Raw genomic sequence first — 11832 nt, 5'->3', positions numbered from 1 at the left:
ACGAACGTGGTAAAGAAGAAAATGACAAAAAAATTTAATCCTCGAGATATCAGCTGGTTAAGCTTTAATGGCCGTGTATTACAGGAAGCTGCCGATGAGAATGTTCCGCTTTCTGAACGTATTAAGTTCCTTGGTATCTTTTCTAACAATTTGGATGAATTTTTCAGAGTGCGTGTTGCTGGGCTTAAAAGAGCGCTTTTATTCAATGAAAAAGAAGCGAAAGAGATTTTTTTTGAGAAACCACAAACCATTTTGGAAGAGCTTCACGATCTCGTTATTAAACAACAACAAAAATTTGATCAAACCTGGCGGAAAATACAGCTAGAAATGGCCAAGCAAAAGGTCTTTATAAAAACCGATGCGGAACTCAACGCGCAACAGCAGGAGTTTGTCAGAAATTACTATGAAGAAGAAGTAGAGTCTAATGTTATCCCCTTGCTTCTAGATGACGCGCGCGCGATGCCTTATTTAAGGGATAAAAGTCTTTACCTTGGCATTGCCATGCGTAAAACGGACTGGGAATATGAAACCCGTTTCGCCATTATTGAAAATCCGACCCGTACTAACGGTCGATTTCTATTACTGCCTTCGCCAAAGGGTGAAAAGCATGTGATGCTGTTGGAAGATGTCATAAAATTCAATTTGCCCTATATCTTTTCTTATTTTGGATTTAACAGCTTCAGTGCACACGCTTTTAAAATAACGAAAGACGCCGAATTTGATATTGATAACGATATTAATACAACACTTGTTGAGAAGATTGAGAAGGGCATAAAAAACAGGCGTAAAGGAAAACCAACACGTTTTGTTTTTGATAAAGATATGGATCCCGCTTTGGTGGAGTTCCTTATCAAAAAACTAAATCTTTCCAAAAAAGACAGCATCATTCCCGGCCAAAAGATCCATAACTTTAAGCACTTTATGGGCTTTCCAAAAGTTTTCAAATCGGAGAATACGCCCATTGAGCGCACCGCTTTTGAACACCCAGACCTAACAGGAAGGCAGCGTGTTAGCGATGTTCTTGCGAAAAAGGATGTTCTTCTCTCCTTTCCCTACCACACTTTTATGCCAGTAATTGATCTTTTGCGCGAATCAGCGATGGATCCGGATGTGCGCTCTATACACATTACGATTTACCGAATGGCAGAAAACTCAAAAATTGCCAATGCATTGGTTAACGCAGCGCGAAATGGCAAGGAAGTTATCGTTATGTTGGAGCTGAGAGCTCGCTTTGACGAAGAGCACAACCTTGAATGGAAAGAGCGTTTTGAGATGGAAGGTATCAAAGTATTATTGGGGATCCCCGATAAGAAAGTACATGCTAAGCTTTGCATCATCAAGAAACGTGTGCATAATAAGACCATTCAATATGGCTTCGTTAGCACGGGGAATATAAATGAAAAAACGGCTAAAATTTATGGCGACTATTGTTTGATGACAAGCAATAGAGGGGTTATGGCTGACATCAATAAAATCTTTGCCGCCCTGAAGAAACCAAAAGTAGATATTTATCAAAGCTTGAAACCTTGCAAAACGCTATTAGTGTGCCCCACAGATATGCGGGATGCTTTTATCGAGCATTTAGAGAAAGAAATCATAGAGGCACGTGCCGGCCGAAAAGCGCACGTAATCATCAAGGTAAATTCACTAAGTGATAAGATATTGATAAAAAAACTTTACGATGCGGCAGATGCCGGTGTGAAGATCGAGATGATTGTGCGGGGTATATACTGCGCGATAAATCAGAAAAAGTTTAAAGAGCCTTTACATGCCATCAGCATCGTCGATGAATACCTAGAACACGCCCGTGTAATGTACTTTCATGCCGCAGGCAAGGAGATTGTTTACATATCGTCCGCAGACTGGATGACAAGAAATCTAGACCACAGGATTGAAGCTGCAATACGGATTAATAACAAAAAAATAAAGAATGAGCTGATCGACATGCTGGCGATACAATTGAAAGACAATGTTAAGGCCCGTATTCTAAATAACGCGCTTGATAACAGCTACGTAAGCAACAATAAAGGGCCACACCGTTCGCAGGTAGAATTACACCATTATCTTAGTAAAAAAACGAAGCAAGATTAATTCGTTATCGGCATAGAAATACGAACAGATGCCTACCTTTACGCAATGGAAATTACCAAGCGTTTTCACCGTATCATAGCCATCTATTTTCAGTTGCAGGGCAGATCTATTGTTAAAGCGCAAGACCTTGCTGATCGGTTTGACGTAAGCCTCCGTACCATCTATCGCGATATGCGATCGCTCGAACAGGCCGGTATTCCCATTTATGGCGAAGCCGGCACAGGCTATTCACTCAGCGAAGGATATCGCCTACCGCCGACCAGTTTCACGCAGGAAGAAATCATCAGCTTAGCAGCAGCCGAAAAGCTTATGCAAAAGTTTGTCGATCCAGACATGTTTAGACATTTTAGCACAGCAATAGGCAAGATACGTTCCTACCTGCGTTATAGTGATAAAACGAATATGATGCTCCTCGAAGAGAATATGTGGATGTCCTCCCCTGGCCTCACATTTAATGAGAAAGTCCCCGAAGCACTTTCCGTTCTTTTTGAATCCATATCCATGCGAAAAACCATCGTGATGGAGTATCGTGCTGTATACCGCGATCAACCCAACATCCGGAAAATAGAACCCGTAGGCATTTATCACGAAGGTAATTTTTGGTATTTCGTGGCCTATTGTCATCTTCGGGATGCCTATCGTCAGTTTAGGATCGATCGCATTCATAAGGTGAGCAGAACCGACGAAACGTTTACCCGTGAGCATAAGCCATTAAGCCATTACCTCGATAAAAAAGAAAGCCACCCCAGCTGGACAGTACGCCTTCGTGTCGAGCTGGAGTTTGCCCGATACCTGCAATGGGATCGCTCCTATTACGGCTTCGAAAGCGAACAAATTGACGGAGAATATGTGGTCATGACTTTTCAAAGTAACAACCCCGAACAAGAGTTTGCCCGCTGGTATTTGCGTTTCGCAGACCACGCACAAATTGTGGAACCTGAAGCCTTGAAGACTTGTGTTCGTCGCATCATCGATCATATCAAAATTTGATCGTGTTGCTACATTTTTGATACATCTTTCATTTGCTAAAAGGTTTTTATATATTTATAACAACCTAACGAAAAGAGCATGATCAAGAAAAAAATAACCCTAAGCTTGATGTCCTTGTTATTGGCATCTGCAAGTTTTGCACAGAAAAACCCCGTAATACCGGGTTGGTATGCAGACCCCGAAGGAATCGTGTATAACAACGAGTACTGGATATTCCCCACCTACTCGGCACCATATAAAGAGCAAATATTATTTGACGCCTTTTCATCTAAGGACTTGGTAAACTGGAAAAAACACCCCCGTATCTTAGATAACAATGAAGTAAAGTGGGCACACCAAGCGATGTGGGCACCTAGTGTAATTGAAAAAGATGGGAAGTATTATTTTTTCTTCGGTGCCAATGACGTGCACGAGGGAGAAATCGGCGGAATTGGGGTCGCTGTAGCAGATAAGCCGCAAGGGCCTTATAAAGACCTACTAGGAAAACCGCTGATTAATAAGATTGTCAATGGTGCACAACCCATCGACCAATTTGTCTTTAAAGACAAAGATGGTCAGTATTATATGTTTTATGGCGGCTGGAAGCACTGCAACGTCGTGAAGTTAAGCGATGACTTTACGAAACTGGTTCCTTTCGAAGACGGTAGCGTCTATAAAGAAGTGACGCCAGAGAATTACGTGGAGGGTCCATTTATGTTTATCCGCGACAACAAGTATTACTTTATGTGGTCAGAAGGCGGCTGGACTGGACCAGATTATAAAGTGGCGTATGCCATTTCGGATAGTCCCTTCGGGCCGTTTAAACGCGTAGGAATCATATTAGAGCAAGATCCAAAGATCGCTACGGGAGCTGGCCACCACTCTGTTATTAAAGTACCAAACGAAGACAAATACTATATCGTTTACCACAGACGCCCACTTGGAAAAAAACAGGCGCACGAGCGGGAAACCTGTATCGATGAAATGACTTTTGACAAAGACGGTTTTATCAACCCTGTGAAAATGACGTTCGAGGGCGTAAAACATGTCTTGAAATAAGGGAAAAAGTGCATAATTAAGACGGAAGCACGACGAAGCAATCTGCATTTTTCACACGCATGATTGCTTCGTCAACCTTACTCATCTCAGCAAAGACTTCAACATCTTTTTTTGTGATGTCTCCCCATTCTCAAAGAATGTTGCTACGTACTAAAAATCATTCCCATTAACCCTTTAAAACCTATCCATGCTCCAACTCCAATAGATGATCAATAGTAAGGCGATGAGGATGAGTAATCTTGCAAGCTCAATCGATATACTCCATCGATTCTTCATCTGTGTTTAAAAGTTCTTAATGCGCTAAAGTGGCACCATTAACCCCTGTCCCAAAAGAATGGTGGCTCTATACCCAATGCGCGTAGATACACAAAGCCCTGCGCACGGTGATGAATCTCATTGTCAACGAAATATAGTAAGTTGCTATAGATTGGAAATTTATATTCTCCAAAAAGATTGTAGTCTTTATGAAAATCCTCTTCCGGAATTTGACCAAACAATTCGATGATTTTGGGCGTATCCTCGTCCCATCGCGCCAGAAGATCTGCCTTTGTGTTTAGCGGGATATCGTGATTGTAAGGTTCTTCCTTCTGTTGAACGATTCCGCGAAGACCGGGCTCGGCGATAGAAAGAAGTTCCTTTATTAAGTCGGCAAACGTTCGCATTCCCCCTATATTATAAGAAAAAAGATCAGGCTCTGGAAATTTTTCAATTGTTCGACGTGTTAACGCACGGTGACCAAGCCAATGGGTTAAAAACTCTGCTTTTGTTAAAATGACTGTTGTGCTCATAAGAATTATGTATTAAGTTGTTAAAAAATATCTCATCGATCGGGGTTTTCTGCCCTGTTTCGTTTATGATACTCCAAAGTTATGCGCAAAAATGACAACAGTTTGTCAGGAGGGTTTTACCTTTTTTTAAAATACTTTTATTATTTACCAAGGCAGGTGTAAGTTCGCTTTAAATGTATGGCTATTACTATTGAAGATGAGTGTAGGTGCATCTGCGTATGATACGAGCAAACGACTCTTAAAAAGGTCTATTAGTGAAGTATGTTCTTGGGAGACAATATGGTGGTTTACATGGTTAATAACATCCAATTGCAAGGCTGCGTCGAATACCCTTATCTTTATTTTAAGGGGAAACTTTTCCATAGCATTATAGCCCTCTTGAAGCGCATTAGCGACTAGCGGAAAGAGCAAAAAGGCCGGGATGTCTTTATCGGCCTCGGCTTTCACATCGAATTTAAAAAAGAGCTGGTCGCCCAATATGCGTTCGTAGAACGAGATATATTCCTGCAACAAGGCGATCTCTTGGGACGCAAGCCAATAGCAATCTTCCTTAACGAGAGACACACGCTGCAGATAGTGTGCAAAATCTTGTTGCAGCAGCGCATCTTGTCGTAAAGAAATAGCATTGGCTAAGCGGCTATCTAAACGAGATTCATGGAAACATAGTTTTGCTTCGAGACCTATTCGAACCAGATCCACCTCTATTTTGCTGCCGAAAATTTTATCTAAAAAGTTTCCCATAAAGCTATTCTATTCCGCTCACTCCTCCGGAAACAACGAGTTTCATGGCATCAGTAGCAGACATGTTTAATTTTTGCACTTGCGACGATTTCACAACCACTACCTGTCCGGCCACGGAATAGGAATATGGAAAATAGACGACAACTTCATCCGGCAGCCCAATTTTTTCTAGATCACGCTGCGTTAGGAAACCAATTTTTTTTAATCCTGTTTCATTGACAAGCACGAGAACCGGCTCGTTAAATTTTTTTGCATCGCCTACAAACGCCTCTGTAAAATCCTTGATCGAGGAATAAAGGGTGTTGAATAGCGGAATTTTATTAATCGACCTTTTGAGCCAAGCACGAATAGGCTCTGTTACCAGATTGGTGAAGATAAGCCCAACTAAAATGAGCATACACATTACCGTTAATATGCCAATGCCGGGGATATAGAGGGGATGACCTTGTTCGTCCTGGAGGAAATGAGAGGTCAAATTTAGGGTGTTATCCACTGCGGCCACCGCCCATATAATAAGAAAAACGGCACCTGCTACGGGCACAACGACCAACGCTCCTTTTATCAAATAATACAATAGTTTCTGCGAAACCTTCTTAATCATAGCTCATACTTTAATTATCCGTAAAAATACACTCTTTTCACCCGAGATGAAATATTTACCAGCAACTCGTATGGTATCGTGCCAATGGACGAGGCGGCTTTCATCAAATCGGGGAATACAATAACTTCATCGCCCTCGTTTGCCTTCACATCCGTCACATCAAGCATACACATATCCATGCAGATAGACCCCATCGTGCGAACCAGCTGCCCATTGATCGACATGGCGCCTACGCCCTCACCAAACCTCCGGTTGTAACCATCCGCATAACCAATTTTTACCGTTGCAATTCGACTATCACGATGCAGCAGGCCTTTGCGATCATAGCCCACGGTTTCGCCTGCAGGTAGACTTTTTACTTGCGTGATCGTCGTTTTCAACATACTGACCATCTCTAGGTCTAGTGCGTTTCCCATATCAACACCATACAAGCCAATACCTAAGCGTACCATATCCATATAGGCCTGCGGCCAGCGTACAATACCCGAGGTATTGGCAATGTGCCGCAGCAGTTTGAAGCCTAACTTTTGTTCGATGCTATCCACGCATTGCTCAAACAGTTCGATCTGTTGTGTCGTGAATTGATCGTGCTCGGCGTTGCCCGATGCTACCAAATGGGAGAAAACACTTGCTGGAAGCAATTCGGCAGAGTCCCGCAAAACGTTGATGAGCTCCTGTATTTCCGTTGGCATAAAGCCGAGCCGGTGCATACCTGTGTCTATCTTTATATGGACGGGAAAGTTTTGCAGGTTTCGATTTCTCAAAAATTTTATAAAGGCGTGCAACACCCTAAAACTATAGATCTCGGGCTCCAATCGATTAGCTAACAACGACTCGAAGGCCTGCTCGTCCGGGCTTAATACCATAATAGGAAGCTGGATACCATGCTGGCGCAACTCCACACCTTCATCAGCAAAAGCGACAGTAAGGTAATCCACCTTATTATACTGTAGTAGATTGGCCACTTCATAGCTACCACTGCCATAAGAAAATGCTTTCACCATCACCATCAACTTGACATCCGGCGGCAACTTCCCTCGGTAAAGCTGTAAGTTATGTTCCAGCGCATTTAAATTGATCTCTAAAACAGTCTCATGCGATTTGGCAACCAAAAGCCTACTTACTTCTTCCAAATGAAATACCCGCCCCCCTTTTATCAAGATAGATTCGTCTTGAAAGCTGATATCTGGCATTGCCCGCAACAACGATTCTGTCGATGTAAAAAGTTGCACATTGTTCGTTAAATGTTGCTTTAGATACGATAACCCTTCACCAACTAAAATAATGTGATCAAGATCTTGCCTTTGCAAAAGCTGTAACAGCTTTTTACGAAGTTTATCATCCAAGCTTTCCATATCGGATAGTATCAGCGATTTCTTCCGGTGTTGTTGCTGCTGGAAAAGAAAATCCAACGCTATCTGCAGAGAAGCAAGGTCATTGGAATAGGTATCGTCAATGATGGAACACCCGTTTTTACCGGTCTTTAGTTGCAACCGCATTTCCAGAGGGCGGAGCTTCGCTAATTTTTGCGGGATAGCATCCAACGAATAGCCTAGAAACAAGAGAGCCGTTAGACAGATCAAAATGTTTTCAATGGAAGCTTTATCCCGAAAAGGGACGGTAAACGTGGCAATTTCGTTCCGATAGGATACTTGAATCGTGCTGTCTGCGCGCCCATGATCCTCGACACGAAGGAGCTTGACCTCATCAAGATCTGCTGATCCAAAGCTAAAGACAGAAACCGTAGGCGGCAAAAGAGCTGCAATGCCGTAATATGATGGGGAAATTACCTGCTTCGACTCGCTGAACAATAACAATTTTTCCTCCAGCTTTTGCTTTTTGGATGAAAAGCCACTTGCATGTGCAGCACCAATGTTCGTAAAAATGCCTATTTCAGGAATAATCATTTTCTGCAGCAGTGCCATTTCCCCAGGCAGACTTATGCCGGCTTCAATCAATGCGATGTCGTAATCATCAGAAAGATTCCACAGCGCCAATGCAACTCCAAGTTGTGAGTTATAGCTTTTTGGACTTTGATATACACGCTTGTCTTCCTGCAAAAGCTGCGTCAACCATTCCTTGACTACCGTCTTGCCATTGCTTCCGGTGATTCCTATTATAGGTTTACGAAATTGCAACCTATGAAAACGTGCGAGCTCCTGCATAGCCTCCAACACATCCGACACCCAAATAAAATTTGCATCCGGAAAATTCTGTGAATCAATTTTCTGATCAGAAACGACAAATGCGCGGACACCTTTTTGATAAGCATCTTGAAGAAATAGATGCCCATCGCGAACACTCTTCAACGCGAAAAACAGGCTATGGCTACCATTTCGTATCTTCCGAGTATCATATGCCAAATCAACAATTTCGAGTTGCGGATCTGTAATTTGCGTACGTTCATATTGAACGGCTGAAAAAATTGTTCCTACTGTGTACATAAAAAAATGATGCAGACAAATTTCATCAATATTTTCAAGAAGTGCACCATTTTTTCAAGATTTGCAACATGGACGAATGGAACAGGGAAAAGAAAATATTTACGCCACGGCAAGCCAAGCAAAAAGCCGAGAGCTACTGTGCGTATCAGGAGCGTGCGCAGCAAGAGGTGCGCGACAAACTCTATGAATGGGGATTACACCAAACCGATGTCGAACAAATCATCTCTACGTTGATTGAAGAAAACTTCCTGAATGAAGAACGTTTCGCCAAAGCATACGCCTTAGGAAAATTTAGAATGAAAGGTTGGGGAAAAATCAAAATTAAGCAACATTTGAAAGGTAAACGGGTATCAGATCCGCTTATTCGCATCGCTTTACGGGAGATTGAACTCGAGGATTATGAAGAAAAAGTACGAGAGACGATAGAAAAGCGGATAAATAAACCAATATCGCTACTCTCTTTTGTTGAAAAATCAAAATTAAAGACTTTTCTCCTATCTAAAGGCTTTGAATCCGACATTATAAATCAAATAATATCAAATTATGATTAGATTACTTACAAAAAAATCATAAAAAAGTTTATTTCTTTGAATTTTTTAAAATAAAAACTTGTTTTTATAAAAAATAGACCTATTTTAGCATCAATTAATCAAGTGTCTATCTAACAATAAAACGTTTTTATGAAAAAAAACAACTTTTTAAGATCAATTTTAAGCATTACAGCACTTACTGCATGTGTTTTAACTACAAACGCGCAAGATAACAGCGCTACTTTCTCTTTAAGCCTCACTTCAGACCAATTTTTCGGTGTTGCACCGAGCGCCGGAGTGGAATACAAGCTTTCAGATAAGATCGGACTATCTGCTTACGGAATTTTTTGGGGTGCTGGTACCGCTGCAGCGTGGGGTAACTGGACAGAATTCGGTGGCGGGGTAAATCTTTACCTAGCAGATGGTATTACGCTAAACCCCAATATTGGCTTTACATTTGGCGACCTTCTTTCCAAAGGTGCGAGCTCAGGACAGCTAGGTGGTATAGCGGGAGACGGTATTGTTCCTAATCTATTTTTCAACGTAGACAAGCCTAAATTCGAAAGTGAAATCTATGCCGGATATTACGCGCCATTGCGGGATGAGGCGCCAGTAGGAGGCTCTACATTAGCCTACCTTCACTACTGGGCAAATGCGGGTTACAAAGTAAGCCCTAACTTCTCCGTCGGCGGACATTTTGAACATTTAAGACGTACGAAAGACGACGTAAATGGCGTAGCGGACTATTACCAATGGTTAGGTCCATACATACAGCTGAATGTGCCACGGGTGGCAAGTTTTATTAGATTTTCTGCAGGACCAGAACTAAAAAATGATCTGCAACCTAAGGATTCGTTCTATAAACTGTCTACGGGCTTCACATTCTAGTCATTACAGCTCTTTGTTTTTACACATAGGAAAGCGGATTGATTCCGCTTTCCTGCTTTTTTTAGCACCCATTTTTAACAGCAAAATCATGTGCTCGTCGTTCTCTGACATCCATACGGTATACGTGCTTTAAGCTTGAGCTAATGGACGATATAAGGTAGCAAAACTCAAAAAGGCCATTACGCATCACGTCGAGCGATAGATACATTTGCGTGGATAAGGATTTGGTCTGGCATTTTATGAAGCTTTTTGGTGCTATCATCGGAAATCGTTTCACCTTCATCGTAACGAAGGACATGCCAGGGCAATTAATCGCCGCCCGGAAAAAGATAGGCTTGACAACCTCTGGGCGGCTTTTTCTGTGCTGTGTAAAACAATGCAGATAGTATAAATATGAAGCTCAATTGTTTACGATATGCGTAAAAGATAACGGTGCTATTTTTTTAAATATATTTTGCTACACTCCACAAATCTTCTATATTTGCACCACGTTAAGCGAAAGTAGCTCAGTTGGTAGAGCACAACCTTGCCAAGGTTGGGGTCGCGAGTTCGAATCTCGTCTTTCGCTCAGTTGCCTAGGTGGTGGAACTGGTAGACACGCAGGACTTAAAATCCTGTTCCTGTTAAAGGAGTGCGGGTTCGATTCCCGCCCTAGGTACTTCAAAAAGCGGTTTAGAAAAGGCGTATAGTTTTTTGGTTCAATCGTAAAATTAGAAAACACATTTATTCTTTTTGACAATTACCAATTTATCTATTCTCCAAGCTGTTTTCGGGATGTAGCGTAGCCCGGTATCGCGCCAGCATGGGGTGCTGGAGGTCGTCGGTTCAAATCCGGCCATCCCGACACAAAGATTATTAATTTCAAGAAAGCCTCTTCGATAGTTCGAGAGGCTTTTAAAATTGCATCAGATGCTGCTACTCGGAATTTATCGCGGCCAAAAGATAGGTTTCCAAATCCTTGGCATGCTGACAGCTCAAAACATCTTTCTAACATCAATCAATACTTCTTCGATCAAATCCACTGAAAACAACTTCAGAATTTAAACTAGCGTATTTTTTGACATTAATTTCTACGCCTTTGCGTCGAAAAAATAAACGATTAACATGATTGCTGTTGATTTACCGATATTGCGAGGCGTGTGTGACAGACGCCCATCAAAGAAGATAGAATCGCCGGCAGAAAGTGAGACAACCTGATCCGGGAAAACATACTCTACTTCGCCTTGGATGATATATTTATATTCAAAAGCCTCCGTTTCTACCATAGGGCGAGTAGCATCCGGAGCAAGCTCCAGCAATACAATGTCTAAGGTAGATTTTTCGATGGATGACGCAAAAATACGCTGATAATGAAACCCCTCTGCCTGCTCCTTTTCAAATGCTTCGTAATCTTTCTTTTTGCGGACTATGATAGGGCCTTCGTTTGCACTTGATTTAAAATCCTTGAAAAACTCATTGAGATCAACCTCTAAAGAATTTACGATATTGATAAGAACAAAGAGCGAAGGCGCAGTACGATTGTTTTCAATCTGCGAAATTAGCCCTTTACTAACACCGGCTCTATCAGCAAGGTCTTGAATAGTAATACCCTTTTCTTTCCTAATTTCTTTAATCTTCGAGCTGATTTTAAATATGGTGTTGTCTTCCATGTGTAAAAGGCGGTCTAGTTTTACGAGTGATTTGTTGCCAAATATAACATTTTTGGCAACAAATTACTATCG

Annotated in this window: 10 protein-coding genes and 3 tRNA genes; 8 read left to right on the top strand and 5 right to left on the bottom strand. The window is 41.8% G+C overall.

What is annotated here, in order from left to right; genetic code table 11:
- Positions 1–21 precede the first annotated feature (21 nt).
- From ppk1 to DI53_RS15045, 3 genes are all read left to right on the top strand, one after another.
- Positions 22–2091 carry a polyphosphate kinase 1 gene (gene ppk1 / locus DI53_RS15055; RefSeq protein WP_037501374.1) on the top strand — a complete coding sequence of 690 codons (2070 nt, stop codon included), beginning with the start codon at positions 22–24 and terminating at the stop codon, positions 2089–2091.
- Between the two features lie 45 nt (positions 2092–2136).
- Positions 2137–3081, top strand: coding sequence for a helix-turn-helix transcriptional regulator (locus DI53_RS15050; RefSeq protein ID WP_037501371.1), 945 nt, complete (start codon positions 2137–2139; stop codon positions 3079–3081).
- Positions 3082–3159: 78 nt separating this feature from the next.
- Positions 3160–4119, top strand: coding sequence for a glycoside hydrolase family 43 protein (locus DI53_RS15045; protein ID WP_117624898.1), 960 nt, complete (start codon positions 3160–3162; stop codon positions 4117–4119).
- Between the two features lie 314 nt (positions 4120–4433).
- Here the strand turns inward: DI53_RS15045 and DI53_RS15040 are convergent, their stop codons facing one another.
- From DI53_RS15040 to DI53_RS15025, 4 genes are all read right to left on the bottom strand, one after another.
- Positions 4434–4907, bottom strand: coding sequence for a DinB family protein (locus DI53_RS15040; RefSeq protein ID WP_037501368.1), 474 nt, complete (start codon positions 4905–4907; stop codon positions 4434–4436).
- Between the two features lie 144 nt (positions 4908–5051).
- Positions 5052–5648, bottom strand: coding sequence for a sensor histidine kinase (locus DI53_RS15035; RefSeq protein WP_052072450.1), 597 nt, complete (start codon positions 5646–5648; stop codon positions 5052–5054).
- Positions 5649–5652: 4 nt separating this feature from the next.
- Positions 5653–6249: a DUF502 domain-containing protein gene (locus DI53_RS15030; protein WP_037501365.1), complete on the bottom strand. Its 597-nt coding sequence runs from the start codon at positions 6247–6249 to the stop codon at positions 5653–5655.
- Between the two features lie 14 nt (positions 6250–6263).
- Positions 6264–8693 (bottom strand): bifunctional UDP-N-acetylmuramoyl-tripeptide:D-alanyl-D-alanine ligase/alanine racemase, encoded by a 2430-nt coding sequence (locus DI53_RS15025; protein ID WP_037501362.1) that lies wholly within the window; start codon positions 8691–8693, stop codon positions 6264–6266.
- A 68-nt stretch (positions 8694–8761) separates the two neighbouring features.
- Between DI53_RS15025 and DI53_RS15020 the strand changes: the two genes are divergently transcribed.
- The 5 genes from DI53_RS15020 to DI53_RS15000 all read left to right on the top strand — a co-directional run bounded on the left by DI53_RS15020 (position 8762) and on the right by DI53_RS15000 (position 10955).
- A complete protein-coding gene (locus DI53_RS15020; protein WP_037501359.1) occupies positions 8762–9244 on the top strand; it encodes a regulatory protein RecX in 483 nt (160 codons plus the stop codon).
- A gap of 129 nt (positions 9245–9373) precedes the next feature.
- Entirely contained in the window at positions 9374–10111 is a 738-nt protein-coding gene (locus tag DI53_RS15015) for a DUF6733 family protein (RefSeq protein WP_037501356.1), read from the top strand.
- 495 nt (positions 10112–10606) lie between these two features.
- Positions 10607–10679, top strand: a tRNA-Gly gene (locus DI53_RS15010).
- A gap of 5 nt (positions 10680–10684) precedes the next feature.
- A tRNA-Leu gene (locus DI53_RS15005) sits at positions 10685–10769 on the top strand.
- A gap of 112 nt (positions 10770–10881) precedes the next feature.
- Positions 10882–10955, top strand: a tRNA-Pro gene (locus DI53_RS15000).
- Positions 10956–11181: 226 nt separating this feature from the next.
- On the opposite strand, the gene DI53_RS14995 is transcribed toward DI53_RS15000, so the two are convergent.
- Positions 11182–11760, bottom strand: a complete 579-nt coding sequence (locus DI53_RS14995; protein ID WP_037501353.1) for a helix-turn-helix domain-containing protein — start codon at positions 11758–11760, stop codon at positions 11182–11184.
- Positions 11761–11832 lie beyond the last annotated feature (72 nt).

The sequence above is a fragment of the Sphingobacterium deserti genome, assembly GCF_000757725.1.
Lineage (GTDB): Bacteria > Bacteroidota > Bacteroidia > Sphingobacteriales > Sphingobacteriaceae > Sphingobacterium > Sphingobacterium deserti.
The sequence above is the reverse complement of the archived record's forward strand: the minus strand, read 5'-3'. Positions and strand labels throughout refer to the sequence as shown.

Coding starts and splice junctions, on each gene's coding strand:
- ppk1 (WP_037501374.1), top strand. CDS start 22: ATGACAAAAAAATTTAATCCTCGAGATATCAGCTGGTTAAGCTTTAAT.
- DI53_RS15050 (WP_037501371.1), top strand. CDS start 2,137: ATGGAAATTACCAAGCGTTTTCACCGTATCATAGCCATCTATTTTCAG.
- DI53_RS15045 (WP_117624898.1), top strand. CDS start 3,160: ATGATCAAGAAAAAAATAACCCTAAGCTTGATGTCCTTGTTATTGGCA.
- DI53_RS15040 (WP_037501368.1), bottom strand. CDS start 4,907: ATGAGCACAACAGTCATTTTAACAAAAGCAGAGTTTTTAACCCATTGG.
- DI53_RS15035 (WP_052072450.1), bottom strand. CDS start 5,648: ATGGGAAACTTTTTAGATAAAATTTTCGGCAGCAAAATAGAGGTGGAT.
- DI53_RS15030 (WP_037501365.1), bottom strand. CDS start 6,249: ATGATTAAGAAGGTTTCGCAGAAACTATTGTATTATTTGATAAAAGGA.
- DI53_RS15025 (WP_037501362.1), bottom strand. CDS start 8,693: ATGTACACAGTAGGAACAATTTTTTCAGCCGTTCAATATGAACGTACG.
- DI53_RS15020 (WP_037501359.1), top strand. CDS start 8,762: ATGGACGAATGGAACAGGGAAAAGAAAATATTTACGCCACGGCAAGCC.
- DI53_RS15015 (WP_037501356.1), top strand. CDS start 9,374: ATGAAAAAAAACAACTTTTTAAGATCAATTTTAAGCATTACAGCACTT.
- DI53_RS14995 (WP_037501353.1), bottom strand. CDS start 11,760: ATGGAAGACAACACCATATTTAAAATCAGCTCGAAGATTAAAGAAATT.